16 protein-coding genes and 3 pseudogenes are annotated in these 22,949 nt (G+C 59.8%); 7 read left to right on the forward strand and 12 right to left on the reverse strand.

Features of this window, described 5'->3' with window-relative positions:
- Window positions 1-113: 113 nt before the first annotated feature.
- From ACZ5IL_RS19535 to ACZ5IL_RS19545, 3 genes are all read right to left on the reverse strand, one after another.
- Window positions 114-1,352, reverse strand: a complete 1,239-nt coding sequence (locus ACZ5IL_RS19535; protein WP_464594083.1) for a hypothetical protein — start codon at window positions 1,350-1,352, stop codon at window positions 114-116.
- A 96-nt stretch (window positions 1,353-1,448) separates the two neighbouring features.
- Window positions 1,449-1,787 carry a hypothetical protein gene (locus ACZ5IL_RS19540; RefSeq protein WP_464594085.1) on the reverse strand — a complete coding sequence of 113 codons (339 nt, stop codon included), beginning with the start codon at window positions 1,785-1,787 and terminating at the stop codon, window positions 1,449-1,451.
- Between the two features lie 226 nt (window positions 1,788-2,013).
- Window positions 2,014-2,778 (reverse strand): restriction endonuclease, encoded by a 765-nt coding sequence (locus ACZ5IL_RS19545; RefSeq protein WP_464594087.1) that lies wholly within the window; start codon window positions 2,776-2,778, stop codon window positions 2,014-2,016.
- 349 nt (window positions 2,779-3,127) lie between these two features.
- On the opposite strand from ACZ5IL_RS19545, the gene ACZ5IL_RS19550 reads away from it, so the two are divergent.
- The 3 genes from ACZ5IL_RS19550 to ACZ5IL_RS19560 all read left to right on the forward strand — a co-directional run bounded on the left by ACZ5IL_RS19550 (window position 3,128) and on the right by ACZ5IL_RS19560 (window position 5,738).
- A complete protein-coding gene (locus ACZ5IL_RS19550) occupies window positions 3,128-3,421 on the forward strand; it encodes a helix-turn-helix domain-containing protein (protein WP_464594089.1) in 294 nt (97 codons plus the stop codon).
- Between the two features lie 139 nt (window positions 3,422-3,560).
- A complete protein-coding gene (locus ACZ5IL_RS19555; RefSeq protein WP_464594091.1) occupies window positions 3,561-3,794 on the forward strand; it encodes a hypothetical protein in 234 nt (77 codons plus the stop codon).
- A gap of 645 nt (window positions 3,795-4,439) precedes the next feature.
- Window positions 4,440-5,738: a DUF2235 domain-containing protein gene (locus ACZ5IL_RS19560; protein ID WP_464594093.1), complete on the forward strand. Its 1,299-nt coding sequence runs from the start codon at window positions 4,440-4,442 to the stop codon at window positions 5,736-5,738.
- Between the two features lie 148 nt (window positions 5,739-5,886).
- On the opposite strand, the pseudogene ACZ5IL_RS19565 reads toward ACZ5IL_RS19560, so the two are convergent.
- A pseudogene (locus ACZ5IL_RS19565) lies at window positions 5,887-6,243 on the reverse strand (hypothetical protein); the annotation flags it as partial.
- A complete protein-coding gene (locus ACZ5IL_RS19570; RefSeq protein WP_464594095.1) occupies window positions 6,191-6,451 on the reverse strand; it encodes a hypothetical protein in 261 nt (86 codons plus the stop codon). The pseudogene ACZ5IL_RS19565 and the gene ACZ5IL_RS19570, both read right to left, overlap by 53 nt.
- A 418-nt stretch (window positions 6,452-6,869) precedes the next feature.
- Here ACZ5IL_RS19570 and ACZ5IL_RS19575 point away from each other — a divergent pair, with 418 nt between their 5' ends.
- Both ACZ5IL_RS19575 and ACZ5IL_RS19580 read left to right on the forward strand, forming a co-directional pair.
- Complete coding sequence (locus ACZ5IL_RS19575; protein ID WP_464594097.1) at window positions 6,870-9,596, forward strand: caspase family protein; 2,727 nt, start codon at window positions 6,870-6,872, stop codon at window positions 9,594-9,596.
- A gap of 387 nt (window positions 9,597-9,983) precedes the next feature.
- Window positions 9,984-11,291 (forward strand): annotated as a pseudogene (locus ACZ5IL_RS19580) (IS701 family transposase).
- Window positions 11,292-11,356: 65 nt separating this feature from the next.
- Here the strand turns inward: ACZ5IL_RS19580 and ACZ5IL_RS19585 are convergent.
- Window positions 11,357-11,485 (reverse strand): annotated as a pseudogene (locus ACZ5IL_RS19585) (transposase); the annotation flags it as partial.
- Between the two features lie 278 nt (window positions 11,486-11,763).
- On the opposite strand from ACZ5IL_RS19585, the gene ACZ5IL_RS19590 reads away from it, so the two are divergent.
- A complete protein-coding gene (locus ACZ5IL_RS19590) occupies window positions 11,764-12,936 on the forward strand; it encodes a PepSY-associated TM helix domain-containing protein (protein ID WP_464594099.1) in 1,173 nt (390 codons plus the stop codon).
- A gap of 416 nt (window positions 12,937-13,352) precedes the next feature.
- On the forward strand, window positions 13,353-15,413 hold the full coding sequence (locus ACZ5IL_RS19595) for a TonB-dependent receptor (protein WP_464594101.1): 2,061 nt from the start codon (window positions 13,353-13,355) through the stop codon (window positions 15,411-15,413).
- A gap of 407 nt (window positions 15,414-15,820) precedes the next feature.
- Here the strand turns inward: ACZ5IL_RS19595 and ACZ5IL_RS19600 are convergent, their stop codons facing one another.
- The 6 genes from ACZ5IL_RS19600 to ACZ5IL_RS19625 form a co-directional block, all read right to left on the reverse strand.
- Window positions 15,821-16,315 (reverse strand): ParB N-terminal domain-containing protein, encoded by a 495-nt coding sequence (locus tag ACZ5IL_RS19600; protein WP_464594103.1) that lies wholly within the window; start codon window positions 16,313-16,315, stop codon window positions 15,821-15,823.
- A 13-nt stretch (window positions 16,316-16,328) separates the two neighbouring features.
- The gene (locus tag ACZ5IL_RS19605) at window positions 16,329-17,507 is read right to left on the reverse strand and encodes a type III PLP-dependent enzyme (protein WP_464594105.1); all 1,179 of its coding nucleotides are present in this window, start codon (window positions 17,505-17,507) and stop codon (window positions 16,329-16,331) included.
- The gene (locus ACZ5IL_RS19610; protein WP_464594107.1) at window positions 17,504-18,184 is read right to left on the reverse strand and encodes an HpcH/HpaI aldolase family protein; all 681 of its coding nucleotides are present in this window, start codon (window positions 18,182-18,184) and stop codon (window positions 17,504-17,506) included. Before ACZ5IL_RS19610 ends, ACZ5IL_RS19605 begins: the two co-directional genes overlap by 4 nt.
- An 80-nt stretch (window positions 18,185-18,264) precedes the next feature.
- Window positions 18,265-20,046 carry an IucA/IucC family protein gene (locus tag ACZ5IL_RS19615; protein ID WP_464594109.1) on the reverse strand — a complete coding sequence of 594 codons (1,782 nt, stop codon included), beginning with the start codon at window positions 20,044-20,046 and terminating at the stop codon, window positions 18,265-18,267.
- Window positions 20,047-20,049: 3 nt separating this feature from the next.
- On the reverse strand, window positions 20,050-21,774 hold the full coding sequence (locus tag ACZ5IL_RS19620) for an IucA/IucC family protein (protein ID WP_464594111.1): 1,725 nt from the start codon (window positions 21,772-21,774) through the stop codon (window positions 20,050-20,052).
- A complete protein-coding gene (locus tag ACZ5IL_RS19625; RefSeq protein WP_464594113.1) occupies window positions 21,771-22,943 on the reverse strand; it encodes an MFS transporter in 1,173 nt (390 codons plus the stop codon). The genes ACZ5IL_RS19620 and ACZ5IL_RS19625 overlap by 4 nt, the downstream gene beginning before the upstream one ends.
- Window positions 22,944-22,949: the final 6 nt, after the last annotated feature.

The raw sequence follows: 22,949 nt of genomic DNA on the forward strand, positions 1-22,949 counted from the left end.
CGCCATGGGACGAGACGAAGGCGCAGCGACCCTTGCCCGATGACGCGCTGAAGATCGTCATGCGCAGCCCCGACAAAGAGGACAGGATAGCCGGGTGAGCGTCACGCCGGCGATCAATCCAGTTTTTCAGCCCATTCGTCGATTTCTCGATCGATCTGCTCAAACAGACTTCCAGAGACGATATCATCGAGCACGATTGCGGCGCTCACGAACCCTGTCTCACCCTTCTTCGCCGCAGGCAGGCGCCATGCCTCATAGCGGGTAACCCCGGCCCGCGTCCCTTTGGACGGCATCCGATCCAGCTCCAAGCGGTCTGCGGTCGCGGTATTTTCTTCGCGCATGCCTTCGAAGAGCCAACGGAAGTCACTGACCGTACCAAACGAGGGCACGAAATGCGGGATCAGATAATCGCGCACGATGTTGTCCAGATCGTGAAGCACTCCTTTCGGCATGCCGGGGCTCGGCCTGACCACGAGCTGCAGCGCGACCGGAACGGCCAGAGGCGATATTAGCCAGCCCCATTTCTGCTTGAACGCGGCGACCTCTGCTTGCACGCGGTGTTTAAACTGCGTGGATTCTCCTGGCTTCGTTGGAAGCTCGCCCAGCTCGATCCGAAGCGGCGCACTCCGGAACATGGTGTCCCATTGCTTCGGGAAAGGATTGCAGATCCCTCGCCGGGGCACGTCGAACAGCCATGCGAGCGAGCCGGTGGTGACGCTCGCATAGGCGAGCGCGGATCTCTGGGCGTTCCAACGGTAGAACTGCAGCATGGCGTCGTACTTCGTTCCGCCCAGCGCAGCCCGGTTGTACGCTTCCTTCGCGATGAACTCGCGAAGGGTCCGCATGTCCTCAAAGCGGTCGTCACGATCCACGAAATCGTCGCGGTCCACCATTCCGGCGATCGCGAGATCAGCACGGAAGGCGCTCATAGAATGCACGTCGACCACGATCATGGGCTCATCTTCCCCGTGCCTGCACGACACCGACAAGGCGTGGATCTGGCTGTCGTCATGGTAGAGGACCTTCCGGTCGGGGCCGCCGAGAGTGGAATCGGCCGTCCCGAACAGGTCGAGCAGATTCCTGGCGATCGTGTGCGCCTGGGGAGCATCGTGGCGGGTCGTGGCCAGCCGCAAATTGAGCACGATGTCGCCCTTGAACGCCTGCCGGCCTCGGCGATCCATGTCCCTCAGAAGGCTGTCCTGGAACTTGATACGGTCGCCTTCACGCATCTTCTTGGACTGCGGCTCGACGTCCGAAACGGAGATATGGACTCGCCTGGCCTTGCGCCCATAGTAGAGCTCCAGCTCCTTGGCTTCGGAACGGATAGCCTTGGCGGGGATGCGCAATTTCATAGCAAACGTCTATCATGAAGCCCATCGCGTGCGCCACCGAGCTAGTCCGGCAGATCGTCCGAATCGACCTTCATCTCCAGCCGAAAGCCGTGGAGCCTAGCCCGCTGGCGGCTGAACTTCGTGCATCACGACGAACTTGAAGCGCGCGCCGATCATCATCTGCAGGATCGGAGGCAGAGCATCCATGGGTGCATTATCAGAGTCGTCCTTGGCTTGCTCGTGATCGCGATTGTGAATTCCGCTGGTTTCGATTTCGGCCTTCTGCGAAAGGCCTGCGGCTCCTATGAAGGTACGCGCGCGATTGTTTGCGGCGAGAGCCCACGCGCTTACTCCGCCAAAGATCGCTGGTCGGGGCAACGGTGCGCTGACCCAATTCGCCGACAACCGGATGCCCTCACTTTTCAGGCAGTTGGAGGCTCGAACAGACAGATCCAAGTGCTCGACTTTCCGATCAATATGGATCGCCGAGTGGACGACGACCGGCGCGGGCAGCGGAATGTACAGACGGGCCGCCGCGGGTACGGTATCGAAATCGACCCGCTATTATGTGACGTCATTATCCGCAGGCTGCACGCAATTTGCGGCCTTGAAGCCATCCTCGCCGAGCGCTCTGAACCTTGCTGACCTCAAAATTGGAGAGCCGGCTTCCAGCTTGTCGCGGTTAATGCATTCGCTCAATCAGCCACCGAAACAGCCCAGCTTCTATTGCGGCGTCAGCTACCCGCTCAGCCGTCCAAAGATGCAAATCGACGGAGTCGGGCATCCTGAGGACTTTTGGCGCGCTGTGGTAGATAAAGAAACAGCGATGGAAACTGCCGTCGTTATGAAACCGCCGGACATAGTCATCGAGTTCGGTCTGTGTCGACCGGCTCTTGACCTGAACCCAGGCAACCTCGTTTGTGATCGGTTGCGTCAGCACCATATCCACATCGGCCTGATTCCCGCCCACCGCGCTTTGCCGTTGCCACCCTCCCCGGGCAAAGATCAAGTCGATCAGGGTCTCGAAATCGCGCCAGTCGAGCTGGCAGATCATTTGCGATGCCAGATTTCGTTGGTCCTTGATCAGGGCCGCGGCCTTCGTCCTGAGGGGATCGACCTCCCCTCGAATGCGGGCCAACAAATAGTTCGCCTTCTTGACCGCGCAAATCGTCATTTGATAGTTCGCGGTGCTCGTGAGCGCCGAACTGAGGCTACGGACCGTCAGCGGCTCGCCGTTGAGATCTGTGTTCGACCAACCCGCTCGCGTGGAACGATAACGGGCAGGACCGCCGGGCAACGGAGGCTCGATCTCGACCACGCCGCCATCGGCAAAAGCCCACCAGAAATGACCTCGAGCGCAGGTCACCCACAAGGCGTCGTTTGGTAGTTCGTAAAACTCCTGCAGCTCCCTCAATCCGTTGCTGACGCCACCGGATCTTCGTCCCATTTGCGCCAGCTGCTGTCTGGCCAGCGTCCAATCGCCCTTCATACAAACGACGTGCTCAATTTTCGGGTACCCGAAGGGGATGATCCCTTGATCCAGGGCTTGATCTGCCCACTGCCCGCCCCGCCCCAACTTGATGTATCGGACCGCAGAAGGGGAAAAAGTGACCCGTGCGGGCAGCTCGGCTTGCCCGGTCTCGGGCCCTTGATCGACTGTTCGAAGATTATTCATTGAGGTGGCAATTGGCTCGCCCTGCTGCCCAAGTCCAGTCGGACCGCTCCAGCATCGGGCTTCAAAGTTAATACTATCCTTTTTTGGGATAATCCCGTCTCGGGATCAGCTTGCCCGGGCGATGACAGCTTCCGCCCGCGGGATCGGCAAAACCGTCCACTCCTCAGATCAGGCCGCCTTCTGCGCCCTGATGGTGGCTGCCCGCAAGCACGCCGGCTTAACCCAGCATGAGCTGGCGCGCCGGCTGAAGCGTCCTCAGTCCTTTGTCGCCAAGTATGAAGGCGGCGAGCGGCGGATCGATGTCGTCGAGTTCGTGGCCATCGTGCGGGCTATTGGAGCCGATCCCGTTAAACTCCTGCGGGATCTGATGGTCGGCAAGCCGCCGGCCAAACCTCGGCGCGCATCGGCGAAATAACTCACCTTCCCTATATTCAGCTCCCCTTCGATCACATCGTGATCCGGCATCCCCGACCTTCGTCACAAGATTATCCAGGTTCCGCTCGACATCGCGCGGCAGCAGAGCGGTAGTGGGTCGAACCGTTACGGAGGGCCCGATGGAGCGCGCCAGCATCGAACCGGCAATCAAACTCATCATTGCCGAGATTCATACCCGCCTGAGCGAAGCGGCACGCATTGCTAAGGCCGCGGAGACCTGTGTCCAGAACGGCGCAATTGCTGAGGGCATCGAGGTCTCCATGGACATCGAGCAGCTCATTTATGAAGCCGGACGACTCCATGACGCCGCCTCGCTGCTCGACCGCATAAGACGAAACTCACTTTCGCCGTGATGTACCAACCCTGACAAGCCGGAATTTCGCAGCAAGTTTGCGCAGCGGAAGGAGTAAGGTTTTGAGTTCAATCGGGCAAAGCGAAGGATGAACCTGGAGCGGGAGAATGCGCACGGCTGGTTGCTGGGCCGGAGCCGCGGTCATCGTTGCGGTTGTGATCGCGGCGAGATTGAGCAGGCGTGTTCTCTCGCTCAGTGCAGCACACCGGTGTCATTCGTTCACGCGCCATCCTGGGCGGACTTCACCACCACTGCGCCCGAGCTTAAGTTTTCGGTACACACAGGTGTATTTTACAAAAACTCTGGATCGGGCGAAATCAGAGCAGCGCAAGCCGTGCCGATGCGACGGCTTGCGCCCGTTGACTACCACCGGCATGCTCGTGGGCCGTCGATATTCGTTTCTGGCATGGAGCCCACAAAGTTGGTCGGGGGTGAGACCGGCCCGTATGCAGACCTTGACCGCCGCCGGTTCGACGCAAGCTTTTTGACCAAAGCGGACCCCAGGCCGGTGCGAGAAACTCGCCCAAGTGGAACGCGGGTCATTTAGGCGCACGACGTGCACCGAATCAGCGGACGCCTTATTCTCCGGCAAAGATCGGCGGTCCTTTCGTTCGTCCGCCAGCAAGTTAGCCGGGGGTCTCGCGCCATGAAGAAGGTTCTGCGATGGATCGAGCGCATCGCACACACGGTCGGGGTCATTCTTGCCATCGGAGCCATCGCCTGGATTTGGGTTCGCCCTCCAGAGAAAAGTGGTGGCCAGCCGAATTTTGCAGGCGCAGAGCAACAGCAGAAGCGGCTCGCGATCTTTCTCGATGGGACGTGGAACGATGTTAGCAGCAATACGAATGTTTGGCGTATGCGAGCGCTGTGTGCTGCAACAAGCAAAGATAACAAACCTCAGCTTGTTTACTATGACGTCGGCGTGAACGGATTTCTCGGCGGCGTTTTCGGTCAGGGACTCGATCAAAATATCCGGTTGGCCTACGAGTGGCTCATCGAAAACTACAACGACGGCGACGAAATCTTCATTTTCGGTTTCAGCCGGGGTGCATTTACCGCCAGAAGTTTGGCTGGATTGGTCGCGCTCGAAGGCGTGCTGAAAGCAGGCTCCCCCATCGGTCTGGGTCAACTCTTTAAGCGCTACCAGAAGGGAAATGAAGAGAGCATCTGGACGTTGAAGGATAAGGCAGCGGCGGGGGATATAAGCAAGCTGACAGACGAGGAAAAGTGGTTGCTCAAGTATTCGCAACCTACCAAAGTGAAAATGGTCGGCGTTTGGGATACGGTCGGTTCGGTCGGTGTAGCGGCGGGCAATATTCCTTACATCAGCCGGTCACAATTCGACTATCTGCAAACAGGATTGTTCATCCCAATCCAAAACGGCTATCACGCTCTTGCTATTGATGAGCATCGTAGTGATTTCGCTCCCACACTTTGGACCGTTCATCACTATAATGATCCGATTGTGAAGACCCCGCCGCCGCGCTTGCTCGCGAATGTTGAGCAGCGCTGGTTTGTTGGCGCCCATGCAAACGTTGGTGGTGGATATGAGAACGATCTACTCGCTCAGGCCCCGTTGCGCTGGATGATGCAGAAGGCGGAATCACACGGCCTTTCGTTCCGTTCGGAAGTGGTTTTGGATGGAGACATCCTTAAAGCGCCGATCATTGATTCGTATCACTCATTCGGCGAGGGACTTTACGCGCTGGTTTCTCCTGCTCTCAATCGCCCCATCGGCCCCGAACCACATGTTCGAGAAAATGGTGACACCGACACAAACGTCAACGAGACGATCGACGCCAGTGTGTTCGAGCGATGGCGCGCTGACCCGGCGTATCGCCCGACCAACCTTGGTGAGTGGGCACAACGCAAGAACGTTGATCCCAGCCAATTGCAAACTTCTGTGCGGGCTGACGATCCTCGGGTAGGTGTTCCTGACCAATAGACTCGCGCGATATATTAAGTGGGCTGCTGCTCGCTTCTGTCCCCCTGCGACCTCGTCGCGCCAACAGTCCAACCCGAACGCTTCTCAGCAGGCTTCTAGATCGATTTGAGGCGCATGGATACGGACGGCGGCGATCTTTAACCGTCTTGGTCCAGAAGAAGGGCTCATGGGATTCAAGAATGTGGCGTGTCACCGGACAGCGCCGGATGTAGGTTTCCGCATCGACGCTCTCGCCATCGCCGAACCAGTCGCCCTCGAGCCAATAGATGCTCTGGAGCACTGCGTCCTGCGCGGCCGATGCCGAGAACAGCACGAAGCGGTCGTAACCCAGCGGCGCGGCGAAAGCGCGAACCTCATTCTCGATCGCGGCAAGCTCTTCGGCGCCCTCGATGACGAGGACGCTCCGAAGAGCCGTTTCAGCCGCGACCGCGCTCATCGACCAGCTCGACCGATCAATTGACGACGTTCGCGAGCAACGCCTCGGCCGCAAGTTTGCCAAGTGCATTGCCGGCCAGCGGGCTGTCCCCTGTCAGCAACTTGCGATCCTGATGCACAGCACCGGAAATGCCGTCGTTGATGATCTCGACGCCCATTGCTTTCAGCTTTTCGCCAAACTGCCAGGTCAAGTGCCCCGGCATGTAGCCGATGTCGGGAGTCTTGGCGTCAAGCGCATCGGGGAAGGCGCAGATTTTGTAGCCGCGATACCTACGCACATCTCGAGCCGGATGTTCATCTCCGAGCCGCAGCGCGTGGAGGAAAATTGGTGCGCCTGTACTGGCTTTGACGAAAGGGCTATTTGCGGCCGAAGCGACGACATTGATGTCTCACATGAGGTCATTATCACATCTACCGGGTAAATGCGTCGCCCTGCTATCGCGCGTCACATAAAGACGCCGTGAATCGCGTGATCAGCTTGTTTTGAATTATTTTAGAAGCTGGAGACCGGATCGTCGCCTTTGACTTGGCTCCTGATCCTTCGACTGCTCGAAGCTGGAATACCAATTTACGGACGGTGGCAGTCCGCACAATAACCGAAACCTCGCCATAATTTAGGACGCTTTCGTTCAGACGCCATTCACGACATCCTCGATGAAATGCACAATCACTATCGCTATTGTTGGGGCAACACTCATGCGTTTCTGGGCTTGTATTGCGCTCGCGCTTGTCGCGCTCACATCGGTATCCTCGGTCAACGCGCAACAAGCTGAAAAGCGTGTCGCTCTGGTGATCGGTAACGCCGCCTATCAGCCAGAAGCATTGCCCACGCCAGCGAACGATGCTGGCCTGATTGCTCAGACATTGCAGGCTGCCGGCTTTGACGTGGTCGGTGCGCGTGATCTCGACCAGGACACGCTGCGCCGTACGTTCCGTGAGTTTCTCGACAAGGTCAGCGCATCGGGACCAGACAGCGTCGCCGTCATCTATCTCGGCGGATACGGCGTACAACTCGAAGGCGAGAATTATTTCGTACCGGTCGACGCAAAGCTCGCGCACGATACCGATGTGCCGCTCGAAACGCTGCGACTATCCGACTATATCCGGCCGCTGGCAGCGCTGAAGATCAAAGCGGGTATTGTCATCCTCGATGCGGCACGCGCGAATCCGTTCGCCAGATCGGACCAGCCGTTGGCCAGCGGCCTCGCGCTGACGGAGCCCGAACCGCACATGTTGATCGCCTTCAATGCGGCTCCCGGTACGGTGGCGCCACAGGAGAAGGGGCCGTACGGCGCTTATGTGCAGGCGCTCGCCGAAATGATCCGTACCGGCGGCCTGCCGCTCGCCGAAGTGTTCGACCGGACCCGTCTGCGCGTCAATGAAATGACCAAAGGCGGCGAGGTGCCCTGGAGCGCATCGAAGATCGAGGCGCCTTTCATGTTCTTTGACCGTGCGCCTGACGCTCCACCACCGACCGCATCAAATGAACAAATTGCCTCGATGCGTGCGAGACCCATCCGCGATCTCGACGCGCAGGATGCGTATGTCGCTGCGCTGGAACGCGATACGTTACGAGGCTACCTTGATTTTCTCGCCGCCTATCCGAACGATCCGATGGCGAGGCGCGTCCGCGCCATTGTCGCCGCGCGCCGGGAAGCGATCACCTGGCGGCACACACGTAGTGTTGACACACCACAGGCCTACTGGTCGTATCTGCGCCGCTATCCCCACGGGCCGCACGTCGGCGACGCCCATCGCCGCCTCGCCTATCTCGCCGCAGCATTTGAGCCGCCCCCGACGTTCACCGCAATCAGCTACGATATCCCGCCGCCGCCCGAAGACGAGGTCGTATATTTCCGTCAGCCGGTGCTGGTCTTTGACGATCCGGACTATGGATTCGCGCCACCGCCGCCACCGCCGGTGTTCTTCCTGCCACCGCCACCACCAGATTTCGTCGTGCTGGCACCGCCGCCGCCCGTATTCGCGGCGTTCGTGCTGCCGGTCCCCGATTATGTGCCAATGCCCGCATATTACAGCCCGCCGCCCTACGTGGCGCCGCCGCCGCCGAACGTCATCTACAACAACATTCACAATACGGTGGTGATCAACAACACCACCAATATGGTCACGATCACGAGGCCGGGTGGCGAAGCGCAGACGGTGACGCCGGCGCAGGCGCTTGCACCGCTACCGGTATCCGCAACTCCGGCGGCAACGCCAGGCGCTACACAACAACCTGCTGCGCAGCAGCCTGCGACGCCTGCATCGGGCGCTCCCACCACGCCGAACGCTCTCAGTACCGCAGCTACACCGCTGCGGGGCGCATCTCCCGGTGTCGTTGCCGCCGGAGCGGCCGTCGCCGGCGCCGCTCTCCTCGCACCGGCATTGCCGAAAACGGTAGCCAAAAAAGCGGCGGTGACGGCGCCGCACCAGGGCCAGCAAGTACCGGTGCAACAGACCAAGCCTCCAGCACCGGGACCACAACCAGCAACCACGCAGCCTGGCCAACCGCCTGCCGCGCAGGGACAGGCCGCGCCCACCTCGCCTGACCGCAAGTCGACAACAACGCCGCTACCGGGCACACCCGGTGGGCAATCGCTGCCTTCGGTGAACGGCAAGCCGCCGATTCCCGGTCAGCCCCAACATCCGACGACCACGCCAGCTTCCCCCACCCTGTCAGGCAAAGCGGCTGTGCAGCCTCTACCAAGTCCCAGCGGTCAGCCGGGTTCACCGGCACAACCTCTGAAGCAGGACGCCGGCGCAAAACCTGCTGTCGGCACTCCGCCGCGGTCACCGGCATTGCCCGGTCAAAAGTCAGTTGAGCAACCATTGCCCGGGGTGCCCGGTGCACAATCGGCGCCTTCGGTGAATGGCAAGCTGCCGATTCCTGGCCAGCCCCCGCACCCGCAAACGCAGCAACATACGCCGATGCCACCGGCTGTGTCGCCTGCGCAATCGGGCGGCAAAGCTGCCGTACGGCCGCTGCCGAACCCACCTAACCAAAGCAGTCGGCCGATTTCACCCGCGCAGGCACCGCAACAAAAGTCGACTACCTCACAGCCTCCGGCACGAGCCGCGTCGCCGCAGATCGTGCGCCCGAGCTCGCCACCGGCCACACTGCCAGTTCCTCCACCGCCTCAAATGGCGCATCCAGCTCCGCCCGCCGCACGCGCTGCCCCACCCTCAGCCGCAATTGCGCGGCCAGCACCTCCAGCGATGGCCCGACCTGCTCCTCCGCCACCACCTCAAATGGCGCGGCCTGCTCCGCCACCCGTTGCGCGCCCTGCCTCACCTCCAGTTACAGCTGCGCGGCCAGCTTCTCCCCCACCAGTTGCTCGTCCGGCTCCGCCACCAGCAGCCCATCCGGCACCGCAAGCTGCCAAACCTTGCATCGAACCAAACGGACAGCCGTGTAAAAAGTAAGTGCCATAAGCGTGCGCCCCCTTGGCGTACATGGTGTTGAATGCCTAGACGCTCGGCGGTCGCGGTATGGACGCCGTGGCAATAGCGACAGCCGTTCAAGCCCGAAACGTAGGCAGCAGCTCCCGTTCGCCTTCGGTGAACGGCGATGGGCCCCGCAGCAGGGTTTTGTAAAACTCGAGCAACGGCTTTGCTCCGTCTCCGGGAAAGTCCTGAAGACGTCGAGCAACGTGGCGTCCTCGGGCATCGATGGGAGATGGACCATCAGTCCCTCGGACTCCTCGGAACCTAGCACTACTTTGGCAGATCCATTAGATGGATCGTCTCAATAGGATTCTCGAATCACGTTTTCAATGATTCATGGGTGGTCGGCGTTTTGGAGAGCTGACCATGGTTGAGACGACGTCGAGGTGGGAAGACGAGCTTGGACACTGGCTTAAGCCATTTCTGGATCGTTTAGGTCACAAGGCCCGGCGGCGGATGTGTCCGCTGTATGTTTCGGGGCTAATTGGACCGGGCGATCGAAAGAGCGTCCAACCGATGGCGGCGCGGCTGGCGCCGGGCGACTACGACCGGTTGCATCATTTTATCGCTGATGGTGTCTGGGATGCGGCACCATTGGAATCGGAATTGCTGGTTCAGGCCGATCGCCTCGTCGGTGGCAAAGATGCGGTGCTGGTTATCGACGACACGGCGATGCCGAAGAAGGGCGATCGTTCGGTTGGTGTCGCTCCGCAATATGCCCCTTCTCTCGGCAAGACGGCCAATTGCCAAACATTGGTGTCGCTGACGCTTGCGCGGGGTGAAGTGCCGGTCGTGGTGGCATTGCGTCTCTTCGTTCCCGAGAGTTGGACGAGCAATCCGGTGCGTTTGAAGCGTGCGGGCGTTCCAGTCGAGCATCGCGCGGCGCGGACCAAGCCGGAGATCGCGCTGGCTGAGATCGATCGCGTGATCGCCGCCGGTGTTCGCTTCGGCTGTGTGCTGGCGGACGCGGGATACGGATCGAGCGCGCCGTTCCGTCATGCTCTGAGCGAACGTGGCCTCTTGTGGGCAGTTGGTATGTCGCGGCGCCAGAAAGTCTATCCGAGCGATGTCACCATGATCTTTCCGACGGAGAAAGCCCGTAAGCCGCGCAAACACCATATCCCGGATATGTCGCCAGTTTCTGCCGAGACGATGTTGGTCGGCGAAAAGTGGCAGAAGATCAGTTGGCGCCGGGGCACGAAAGGCCCACTGACATGCCTCTTCACTGCACGGCGTGTCCGCATCGCGGACGGCCCAAAGCACCGCGTGTTCGATAAAGGTGTCGAAGCGTATGCCTGGCGATGAAGTGTGGATCCTGGGCGAACGACGATCGAGCGGAGAGCAGAAGTACTACGTCTCGAACCTGCCCGCTGACGTTTCGCTCAAGACGCTGGCAACCGCCGTCAAGGCGCGGTGGATCTGTGAACAGGCGCATCAGCAATTGAAGGAAGAGCTGGGGCTCGACCATTTTGAAGGCAGGTCGTGGGCTGGATTACACCGACACGCCTTGATGACGATGATCGCCTACGCTTTCCTTCAATCCCGCCGCCTCACCGCAGCAGGACGGAAAAAAAGAGTCTCAGGCCCTCCGCCACAGCCGAGCATGCCAGCCATCAGACAAGCCATCCTCGACCTATTCGTGCGGCCTCCACCGTTACGATGCACGCACTGTGAAATGCTGCTCGCAGGCCGCCTTCAGCAAAATCTGCCAAAGTAGTGCTAGTCTCAGGACTCATTGATCAGATCCAGAAGATAACGACTGCTGCGATGCAGATAGCAGACATGAAGGTATGTGCACATCTGTCGTAACGGGTGTGGACGCGTCGCCAGTCCTTGAGTCTGCCGAACATGTTTTCGATCTTATGCCGTTGGCGATAGAGCATGCGGTCATGTTCGATCGGCTTTCAGATCACCAAACCCTCGGGGCAATTGGTGCGGACAAGATTTTTCGATCCGACTTTGAACAGACAAATCGCGGCTCAGACGTGACGGACCTTTTGACCTGTTTACGTAAGCTCGTGCAGCTCTGCGAGCTCTTGTCGATTTTGCAATAGTCAGCGATGCTGATCCTCTGCGTCATGCTGATGAGTTTTAACCCGGTCAAGGTCCGGACGCTGGCCGACGTCCTCGGTGATTGATTAACGCCATGTCCATGAGTTCATCGGCCAAAACCTATTCTCAGGCGCGCGTGCGGCGGGGCTTCTTGTGGGCTCACCGATGGCTCGGGCTGGTGTGCGGCATTGTTGTCGTGCTGATGGGACTCACAGGAAGCTTCAACGTTTTTTACCGGGAAATCGATGCCGCTCTGAATCCGGCGCTCTATACTCCGGCTGGCCCGGAACGATCAGTTACCTTGGCCGAGGTGATACGAGTTGCGGCGACGGTAGACGCCGCCCCGATCTCCACGATCGTAGTTCCGGATCGGGTTTGGCCTGTCTGGGTCGTGATGCATACCCACGAAGGTCCGAAAGATAGCTTCAAGAATCTTTGGACCACCATGATCGATCCTTCGAACGGGAAGGTGCTCGGCCAGCGCGACTACACGAACGCGCCCGCGTTTACGATCTATCGTCTGCACTACACGCTGCTGCTCTACGAATGGGGAGGCAAACAGTTGGTGGGTGTGATCGGGTTCGTGCTGGTTGGTTTGGCGCTGTCGGGCTTATATTCATGGTGGCCGAAGCAAGGGCGGTTCTGGCGATCGGTATCGATACGCCGAGGTGTTTCGCCTCTTCGATTTTTTGTCGATGTTCATAACACGGCGGGTTTTTGGGCATTGATCGTGCTCCTGGCGATCTCTATCACGGGAATCGGTGTCGTTTTTCCCGGGGTGGTCCGCCCCGTCGTTGGTCTCCTGTCAAAGGCGACACCTGATCGCTCGCCTCGCATTGAGACTTCGTCGCCAAAGGGAACGCTGCAACTCCCGCCTGATGAGATCATGCGGATCGCGCAGGCAACCAAGCCCACCTTGTCGATCACTGTGCTGAACCCGCCGACCGAGACTAGCAACGCATGGCGCGTACGATTCCGCCCAGATGACGCTGATCCCGCTTTACGTTCACGAGGCGCGATCTGGCTCGACCCGTGGAGCGGGGCGATAGTGCAGGATCGGACCTCGGATGCCATGTCGATGGGTGATCGGTACATGACAGAACAGCTTTGGATTCACAACGGCTCGACGTTCGGACTCTTCGGCCGTTTGCTCGTGCTTACAGCTGGCTTCGTGCCTTTCGCGCTGTTTATCAGTGGCATAACGATGTGGCTCAAAAAGCGCTCGAGCAAAATTAGAATCAATGAGGCGGCTTCGACGAGAGGCTAAAGAAAGCTAAAAACGTCAGCACCAAGCAAGGCTCAAATGTCAGTCCTTGTGAGGGCTTTCGATGTCATTCGGCGTGCGCGACAGAGTGCATTTCCACAGCAACGGCTCTGTTTATAATAATTCTATGCTCGAATCCTATCTGCACACGTAATGATGCTGTAGAGGAAGCGTTGATCAAACTTGGGGCGATGATGAATCCTTTGACGAAAAAACTTTACTGGGCCGTTTGTTGCGGTGCAGTGAGTTATCTACCGTTGTCCTATGAATTAGCAGAGGATGCGTACGCGCAAGAAGCCACTTCCTTGCCAGCCGTGACGGTCACCGCACCCAAGGCCGCAAACAGGAAACCGCGCACTGTTGCTCGGCGCACTACCGCTCCGGTGAGATCGAGTGCTGTTTCGCGCGTTGCCACTCCGGTGAGATCGCCGGCTGTTCCGTACCTCACGCCTTCGACCGGCACGATAGGTCAGCCGCCGGCTCCCTATGCCGGCGGTCAGGTCGGGACCACCACACGCGTCGGCATGTTAGGCAATCGCAATGTCTTCGATACGCCGTTCAACACGACGGGTTACACGAGCAAGCTAATCCGTGACCAGCAGGCCAACACCATCAGCGATGTCGCCGACAACGATCCCTCGGTGCGTACGAACTCACCACGCTATAGCGGAATCGATGGGTTTTTGATCCGCGGCTTCCCGGTATTTGCGAGCGACTTCGCGTTCGACGGCCTTTTCGGCATCACCGATACGCGCCGCCCTGCGCTAGAGCCTATCGAGCGTGTGGAGATCTTGAAGGGGGCAAGTGCCTTGCTGTATGGGATTTCGCCGTTCGGAAATGTCGGCGGGACAGTCAACCTCATTCCGAAGCGTGCCACCGACGATCCGATCACGCGATTGACGACGGGCTTCGTGTCAAACGGAAATGTCGGGACGGCCGTCGATTTCGGCCGGCGCTTTGGCGAGTACAAGGAGTGGGGCGTTCGCCTCAATGGTGCCTATCGCGATGGCCAGACGCCGATTGCCTTCCAGACGGATGGATTCGGCGTCGGCGCGGCGGCTCTCGACTACCGTGGCGAACGGTTCCGGGCTACGGTGGATGTCGGTTTTCAGAAGCAGAACCTGAAGGCGCCAACACGCGTGCGGCAGGTGAACCCGGGCTTTCCTATCCCGGATTCACCCTTACTCTGGATCAACCAGCAGCAGCCCTGGGAATACTATCAATCGAACCATCAATACGCTGCGCTACGCGCCGAGTATGACCTCAATGATTTCTGGACGCTGTACGGAGCTTACGGTCGCAGCAAATCTGACGAGACTTTCTTCGGTGGAACTCTGAGACTCACGAACGCACTGGGCAGGTTCACGTCACAACCGGCCCTCACCGTACAAGATGCCGATCGCGAAACCGGAGAGGTTGGGCTGCGCGGCCGTTTCGCCACCGGAGTGGTGAAACATTCAACCGTGATGTCGGCCACCGGTCTGTGGCAAGACAACGGAACTGCCGCTACCAATGTCGGATCATTGATTACGTCGAACCTCTATAACCCGGTTTATGTGGCTCCGCGTAGCGCGACGGGCCTGTCACACGATGCGCCACTTGCTTCGCGGCGGATCAATCAAAGCGTCGCGATCGCAGATACAATGTCGGTTCTCGATGATCGCGTGCTCCTCACCGTGGGCGGGCGCTGGCAGGGAATCGATGTTGCCAACTTCAATAGGACCGGTGCCGTGACCTCACGCCCGCAGAACGAGGCGATCACTCCTGCCGTGGCTCTCGTAGTAAAGCCAATCAACAACCTGTCGCTTTACGGCAACTACATCGAAGGCCTAACGTCGGGTGGAATAGCGCCAGTCGGGACCGCCAATGTCGGCCAGGTCTTTCCTGCGATTGTGGCCAAGCAGATCGAAGTCGGCGCCAAGTATGACTTCGGGACTGTGGGTGTGAGTGTAGCAGCGTTTGAGATTACACAGCCCAACGGGTTTACGAATCCGGCAACCAACATCTTCTCGGTCGATGGCGAGCAACGTAATCGCGGATTGGAGTTCAACACCTTCGGTGAAGTCGCTCCCGGAGTGCGTCTGCTCGGTGGCGTGGCCCTCATCGACGGCGTGCAGACCAAGACGGTTGGCGGCCAATTCGACGGCAGGACCGCGGTTGGCGTTCCGGATGTTCAATTCAACCTGTATGGCGAATACGATCTGCCCTTCTGGCGAACCTCGGGAGTGGCGACCCTGACCGGGAGGGTCATTTATACCTCGCGGCAATTTTACGATCAGGCGAACACGCAGCAGATACCTGACTGGACCCGGGCTGACATCGGGGCACGCTACGTCACTAAAGTCGACGGCAGGCTGCTGACATTGCGTGCGGCGGTGGAAAATGTCTTCGGCTTAGACTACTGGGCAACGACAGGACGTGGCTTCCTCACCCCCGGTACACCGCGCACTTACCGGATCTCGGCGAGCATCGACTTTTGAGACGCCATGCGACAGTGACGTTGTGAACGACCGTTCGGGGGCAGCAGCAGCTCAAGCGCGAAACGTCGATGCGGTGCGTGCGTCTGGCTGATCTCATCATCGTCGTTATCACCTTCGATCATTCCACACAGGGCTATAGCGCCCGCGCATGCGTTGCGCGCTTCCAGACGGGGACTGTTGCGATAAATGCGCTGCGGCGACAACTGCCCAAGCCTTGGCAACAAGCGGCAAATCTGAGACAGCCAATGCGCTACCAGACCTCTCGAGTTCTGAAACCCTGACCAGCCACCTCAAACTCGAGAGCTATAGCGTTTTCGAGCGAAGTGGAATCCGGTTCGCGTGACGAAAACGCGCGAGATCAAAAAGATAGAGTCTTTCACCGTTTCCGTGAAGTGTGAAAGACTCTATCAGTCGCGGTGCCCGTCGCACTGGAGCGATGAGGCTTTCCTGACATGTTCGTCCTGTCTGCCGGTCCTGCGATCCGGCACGCCATCAGCCGCGGTCGGACGTTCTGCAAGCAACCATACCGAAACATTGCAAGTCGGCAGTGCTGATGGAAACCGATGGCGGGTGGTTTTCGGCGGGTACAGATCTTTTGCTTTGGCGCGGCGCACAATCTCTTGCGGCGTAACGAGGAAGCCCTCCCGCGTGGCGCGCACCTCCACGTCGTCGTAGTCAAGCAATAGGCATGGCACATAGGCCAGCTTGAGTTGCAATGCGGCTTGCAATCGATGATGACCATCCATGACTGCCATGCTGTTGTGTTCCAGCACAATCGGGATACGCCAGAGTTGCTCGCGCCGAAGCGTTTCCGCCAAGTTTGTAGCATGTTCCGGATAGTGGCATTCGTTCGGCAGGATCGAGTCGGCACGAACGAAGTGGACGGGCAACGCACAGAGCACGGCCGGCTCCTTTCTAATCCAGATAAACCCGTTCCGGATGCGGATGACTTAAAAAGTCATGATGTGAAATGTGCCAGCCATAGGCGCCCGCCAGCAGGAAGGCGATGCAGTCGCCCGCGCGCAGGCGCTCGACCCGGACGTCGCAGGCAAGCGTGTCTTTCGGCGTGCACAGTTCGCCGCACAAGGTCACTGGAGTCTCATGCACGGCTGGGCGCGGGAACGGATATGGCCAGGCTTCGCGCGGCAGCACCACGAACGGATGATTGTGCTGCCATGATGCCGGCAGCCGAAAATGGTGAGATCCACCACGCAGTATCGCGAAGTGCTTGCCGTGGGTGTGCTTGAGGTCGGTGACGTCGGCAAGGTAACAACCGCAGTCCGCAGTCAGAAAGCGCCCGCATTCGAAGACGAGTTGGAAGCGCGGCCGGCGCGCGGCAATCAACGCCGCCAGGCCGGTGCAGAAACCTTCCCAATCGAATGACGCTTGCGGGTCGGCATAGTTGATACCGATGCCGCCGCCGGCGTTGAGCCAATCGAATTCCAGTTGATAGCGCTGCTGCCAAGCTTGCGCCAGATCGAAGTAATATTGGAGCAAGGCGAGATGCGTCTGGACATCCAGATTGTTGGAGATGGAATGGATATGCAGGCCTTTCAGACGCACGCCCGGCAGGCCGAGCGCTAGTTCGATCAGGGCCGGTATCTGCGCCTCTTCGATACCGAACTGGGTCGCCTGCCCTCCCATGCGCAGTGTGGCTTGCTGCGGCACGGATGCCGGGTTGACCCGCAGCAGGATATCCGCCCGCTGATTGCGGCGGCGCGCGATCCAGTCCAGACGTCGCAACTGGTGCGCGCTTTCGACATGGATCAGCAGGATACCCTGATCGAGGGCGCCTTCGAGCTCGACATCGGTCTTGCCAGGCCCGCCGAACACGATCGGCACTGCACCGTCGACCTCACGCACGGCCCGGATTTCCCCCAGCGATGCGACTTCAAAGCCGTCGGTACGATGCAACAGCGACCGCAGGATCGGCGTGTCGCTGTTAGCCTTGATGGCGTAGAACAGTTTGCACTGCGCAGGCAGGCAACGGCGCAGCGTGTCGGCGCGCCTGCGCAAATGCGCCAGATCGTAGAGGTAGGCGCACACCGGTTCGGTGCGGCCGTCCAGGTAATTGCGTAAGTGTTGCAGGTTCATTGCCCGCTGTCTTTCATTTGATGCCGTGCCAGATGGGCCGCCATGGCGCGGCGGCTGATGCCGCGATCATCGCCCAGGATGAACATGCGCACCTGGTCCCGATGCCAGGCCTCGCAATCCTCCGGGGCCCGCGGCAATGCGCAGAAGGCCTTGCCCTGCTGCAAAGCCGCCGCGCGAACGCGCGACACCGCCGCGCGCACCTCCGGATGGCGTGTCTGCCACGGGAGTCCGAGCCACTGCGAAAGATCGGCGGCGCCCTCCAGCAGCACATCCACTCCGTCCACCGCGGCAATCGCACCGGCTTGCTCGATGCCTTCTGGGTCTTCGATCATTGCCACGACCAGCGTGCGCTCGCGCGCGGCCTCGAAGGCGGATACCAGGTCATCGCGCCCATAGCCGCTATGCCAAGTGGCGTTCAAGCCACGTTCGCCGTGCGGTGCGAAATGACAAAGCCGCACCGCGTCCCGAGCGGCTTGTTCTGAGCAAATGCGTGGAAACACGATACCTTCGGCACCGGCGTCCAACGCCTGCGCGGCCTGATGCGGCGCAGCCACCCGGACCAGAGCGGCGATCCCGGCGGCACGCGCCGCCAGCAACATACTGGCTAACCGGTCCGGGCCGATCAGCGTATGTTCCAGATCGATCACCACGAAGTCGTAGCCGGCTGCCGCGATCAATTCGACTGTAAGCGTCGCCGGTGTAGAGCAGAATAATCCATATAATGGATGGGACGCGGCGTACTGTTGCAGACGCGCTTTCAGAGACATGAAAGCTTTTCCTCCGACGCCAGCGGGTTCGGTGCGAGCCGGGTGCGCAAACGGATTTCCTGCCGAAAGCGACGGCTTGCAAGCAGTTCGATCGAGACCCGGCCGGCAAAGCAATCGAACAATCGGTAGCGCGCCGCGCGTTCAGGGTGACGCGATTGATATGACTGCAATACGCCGCGCACGATCTCCCAGAACCGCGCCTCATTCACGTCGTAGAAGCGCTGGAACAGCCACGCCAGTTCAGCCAGGTTGACGAAGAACAGGGCATCGAAGGTGAAATCGCGCAGCTCCTCGGCATCGTCGGTTTCCAGGAAAGAATTCGGATTGACGCGCGCATGTTCGGCAGGCGGCGCGATGAGCGCGGGCGCGGGGCCGGACAGTAGTAGCTTGGAAAACCGTACGCCGTCGTGAAAGTCCTTGAGCGCCACCCGAGCCGGCAACCCGTCTTCGTGCAGGAGTACCATGTTCTGCGCATGCGATTCGAGTGCCGTGCCGTGTTCCCACAGCAAATGCAGTACCGGCAGCCAGGCCCGCTCGACCAAGCGCTTCAGCCATGGCTCGGGGCCATAACGCCTGACCCACGGATCGACAAACGGCCGACCATCAGCATCCACATGCATCAAGGCGGTCATCGGCACCGCGGCTTCGCCGGGCTGCACATGCTGGTGCACGCTTTCACGCCAGATGCATGCCAATGCCCCGTATTGGCCGTGCGCTGGTGCCATGGCGGTGAAGCTCACGCCGGCCACTTCGCGTAGCAGCACCGGACGGGCCATCGGCGCCGGCCAGCAGGTCTGCTCCGTCAGGGTTTGCAGCCAGTCGCTGATGACCGCGGCATTTTGCACGGTGTGTGGCGCCAGCACGCGCGAGGTGGAAGTATTGACAAGGTTCATCGCTAGCTTGAGCGACAAGCCGTTCCGGTCATCCAGATTACCCAGCGTGCGGATGGATTGCTGCGGCAGATAGCGCCTGGTCAGCGGCCCGATGAGCAGCAATTCGCCGCGTGCCAGTGATTGATGGAAAGTGGGAAGAATGACTTCTTCCCACTGCCATGGATGAACCGGCAACGGCAGATAATCCTCAGGACGCACACCACATTGGCTAAGTTTGTCGTGAAAGCGCTGCCAGTCAGTCTCGCCCAGCAGTGCGCGTGTCGCATGCTCCGGGTCGATCGTCGTGCTGATCGAGAGGTGGCTACGATCACGGCGCCCGGCCACCAACAGCGGCGTGACCTCAGATGATATCTCCGGCGCATAAGCGGTGTTGTCATCGAGCGTAAACCCGAGACGCGATTTGTAGCTGGGGTGATAAGGGTGGCTATCGGTCAGCCGGGCTTCCACCGTATCATAATCGGCACCTCGCAGTATCTTGTCGCCACGCGCATGCAAGGTTTGAGCGTCCTTGATCTGGGTCGCCAACAGTTCCGCAGCAAATTGGCTGAGCCGCGTTTCGTCCGCGGTCAGCCAGGGCGAGATTTCCGCCAGGAACAGTGCGGGATCGTTCGCTTCTTCCGTTACATCGCCCGCCTGGCGCAGCAGGGGCGCGGTGATGCGGACACGGCCAAAGCTAAAGCTGCGTTGCGCCTGGCATTGATAGCTAACTGCCGTGTTGCCGGCAGCGCAGCCGGGTATCGTCAGGGTTTCTCCGCGCCACACGCAATGCGGCAATGCCTCTTCGAACAGCAAGGCTTCCAGCAATTGGCGCAGCACGCGGCGGCTGGCCTGCCGGTAGGCCGGGCTGTCGATCAGGTTGTGATAATCATGCGGATGCATAGCCTATCTCTGAAGCAGCGGATTGGGGATCTCCACCCACGACGGGCGTTCACCGCGTTGCTGAAAACTGCTGAGCATGTTGGCTTTGGCCGGCAGCGTCGGCTGCTCGAGCAATTGCCGCACCAGCGAATTGCCGGTCGCGGCAATTCGCTCGGCCGTGTCGCGCCATAGCGCAGCCTCCGTTGTCAGGCCGGTGCGGGCCAGGCAGGCAATGACATGACCGATATGATTGACCAGCACGAAATACTGGAAACGATGCCACGCCTGCTGCTCGTCGTATAAAACAGGACTGTCAGGCTTCAGGCGATCGAGGAACGGGAAGCGCGTGCGGCTGATACTGGTGCCCTCCATGTCGCGCGCATAACCCCGTGCCGGCCAGCCGTCCTGGAATGCCATCATCGTGTTCTGCAGATGTGCCTCCAGACTAATGCCGTATTCGGAGAATAAGCGCAGCAAGGGCATCAGGCTCGCATCCAGGTAGCGTGCCCACCAGCGTTGAACCAAGGCGGCGTCGGGCGCGTTCCGCCCTGCAGCTTGGCGCAGCAGCACCCACAAAGGAATTTCACCCTCCGCCGGTTCTTCCAACACTGACGCAACCACTTGAACATGCTCGGCCTCGGCGCCGGGAATGGCTTTTCGGTACACCACCGTGCAGGCGGCGTGCAGTTCATCGCTCGACAGCTTCAAGCTCTTGCTGCCCAACTCCGCCAAGATATGGAATGCCGGCTGTTCCAATACCTCTTGCGGCAATTGGGACAGCGCGAGGCTTGCATCCAGCGCCCGCTCGACATGTTCGGGCGGATTGTTGCGCACGAAGTTGGTGATGCGGATATTGAGGGATAACTTGAGGAAAAGCTCTTGAGCAGGCAACCAGACCGTGCGTACCGAGGACGTCGGCCAAACCACTTCCCCTAGAGGCCCGAGTGAAATCAGCGAGCGGTTTTTCACCAGCTCGGCGATCTCAGACAGATTCAACAGATGATTGGCTTGCCACGGATGGCAAGGCAGCAGATGGTACCCGCCATCGGCCAGCAGTTCCTCAGCGAAACGTGCCGCCTCCGGATCGATAGGCAACTGTCCGGCGTTTACGACACGCGTATCCAGCAAGCTGGTGGCAACTGCGAAGTAGTGCAAACGAAACGAGGCTCCCAGTTCAGGTGCATAACGCTGCATGTCTTCCTCGCTGAATCCTTCCGAAGCCTTGGAAGTGACATGAAAAATATGGCCGAACCGCAAGCCTTGTTCCGCCGTAACAAAAGCCGATCGATTTGCGGCGGCATGGTGCTGGTGGAAACGGCGTACCTTGTCCACGCTGTTACGCATCAAGGTCTTCAAGCGATCACGGCATTGTTGCGCCGTCTCGGCGGGCTGGCCGCTGGCATCGGCGAGTGTGTCCACGATCCGGTCGACCAGTGGCGTCGCGTTCGTCAGGGGACACCAGTCGCCGTTGTACCCGATCCATGCAAAAGGCGTCATGCGGTGGTAACCGATCGGGGAGAAGTAGTTCAGCGCGCCGACCAGTTGATATCCGGTCTGCGCGAACGACACGAGATACGGCATCAGTCCGGCAGCCCGCCAGCCGGTTATCTGCGCTTGCAATTCGGCTGGTCCCGCGTCAGTCGGTGCTAAGCGAGGATCGAAACAAGCGGTCTCACGGCAATACGTGTTGAGGTACTGCTCCACCAGGCGCCGCTCCAAGGGAGCGAGCCGTGGAAAATGCATTGTCATGCGACATCCTTCCCTTGGTTTTCAATCCTGCAAACAGGGTATGATCGCTGCATGCTACTGCCGAGCACGAGTAAACCGGCCATCAGAAACAGTGCGGTGATCGGCCATACCAAGTTGGCAGGCGCAAGAAACGGCATCAGAAGCATGACGATGAGCGGGCCCAGCATTTGGCCGACGACCATGAAACTGCGGCTCAACCCAGTCACATGCCCATAAACCGCTGCCGGCAGTTGACGGCTGCAGCCCAGCAACATCGATTGCGCCAATGCGGCATAGCAGATCCCCTGAACTACCCTGAGCAAGGCGACCAGCCAAAGTTGATCGGCCTTCATCAACAATCCGATGGACAATGCGCAACCGATCGCGGCCAGCACGAAGTGACGGCGCGGGTCGCCACGATCGTTCAGATGTCCCCACAGCGGGCTCGCCAGCATAGTTGCCAGCCAGCCCAATGCATGCAGCGCCCCGGTCTTGCTGGCAATCGCATCCGCCGCGGGGAAATGCGCCATCAAATAGAGCGGGAAAACATTGACCAGTGCGAATGCAGCGGCCTGGGTCAGGCAGGCAGCCAACATCCAGTTGCGCAAATCGGCGCGGGCAAGCACGGTTTTCAAGCCGGCGAACTGTGGAAGGTTTTTATCCGGCGCCGACTTGGGCGGCTCTCTGAGCTGGCTCCATAACACGCCGCCCGCCATGCCCGTGAGTAGCGCACTCGCTATCAAAAGTGGCTTCAGCGACCATTGGTCCAGCATCATGCCACCCAGCACCGGACCGGCCAGCGCGCCGCAAGCAATCGCGCTTTCCTGCAAGCCCAGCGAGCGTCCACGCGACGCGTCGTTGCTGGCATGGCCGACGAAGGCAGTCAGTACGACGCCAATGGTGCTCATACCTTGCAGCAGGCGACCCAACATGAAACTCAACACGCTTGTGCTCAGCGCCATCAGCAGCATACTTGCGATGAACACAGCCAGCGACACCAGCAACATGCGCCGATAGCCGAATCGGTCACACCACTGACCGGCAAGAGGCGCGAAGCACAAAGTGCCAAGCCCCGGTGCTGCCAGCGCGAGACTGCTCCAGCGTGCGGCGCCAAGCGTATCAATGCCGGTAAGCGTCGCCATATACAGAGGTAGGATAGGCACCAACACCATCAGCCCGAGCGTCGTCACGGCTTG

This window comes from Nitrobacter sp. CN101 (genome assembly GCF_055390255.1).

Excerpts from the sequence above, each read along its gene's own strand:
- ACZ5IL_RS19535 (WP_464594083.1), bottom strand. The coding sequence starts at position 1,352 with ATGAAATTGCGCATCCCCGCCAAGGCTATCCGTTCCGAAGCCAAGGAG.
- ACZ5IL_RS19545 (WP_464594087.1), bottom strand. The coding sequence starts at position 2,778 with ATGGGACGAAGATCCGGTGGCGTCAGCAACGGATTGAGGGAGCTGCAG.
- ACZ5IL_RS19550 (WP_464594089.1), top strand. The coding sequence starts at position 3,128 with ATGACAGCTTCCGCCCGCGGGATCGGCAAAACCGTCCACTCCTCAGAT.
- ACZ5IL_RS19555 (WP_464594091.1), top strand. The coding sequence starts at position 3,561 with ATGGAGCGCGCCAGCATCGAACCGGCAATCAAACTCATCATTGCCGAG.
- ACZ5IL_RS19560 (WP_464594093.1), top strand. The coding sequence starts at position 4,440 with ATGAAGAAGGTTCTGCGATGGATCGAGCGCATCGCACACACGGTCGGG.
- ACZ5IL_RS19575 (WP_464594097.1), top strand. The coding sequence starts at position 6,870 with ATGCGTTTCTGGGCTTGTATTGCGCTCGCGCTTGTCGCGCTCACATCG.
- ACZ5IL_RS19590 (WP_464594099.1), top strand. The coding sequence starts at position 11,764 with ATGTCCATGAGTTCATCGGCCAAAACCTATTCTCAGGCGCGCGTGCGG.
- ACZ5IL_RS19605 (WP_464594105.1), bottom strand. The coding sequence starts at position 17,507 with ATGAACCTGCAACACTTACGCAATTACCTGGACGGCCGCACCGAACCG.
- ACZ5IL_RS19615 (WP_464594109.1), bottom strand. The coding sequence starts at position 20,046 with ATGCATCCGCATGATTATCACAACCTGATCGACAGCCCGGCCTACCGG.
- ACZ5IL_RS19620 (WP_464594111.1), bottom strand. The coding sequence starts at position 21,774 with ATGACAATGCATTTTCCACGGCTCGCTCCCTTGGAGCGGCGCCTGGTG.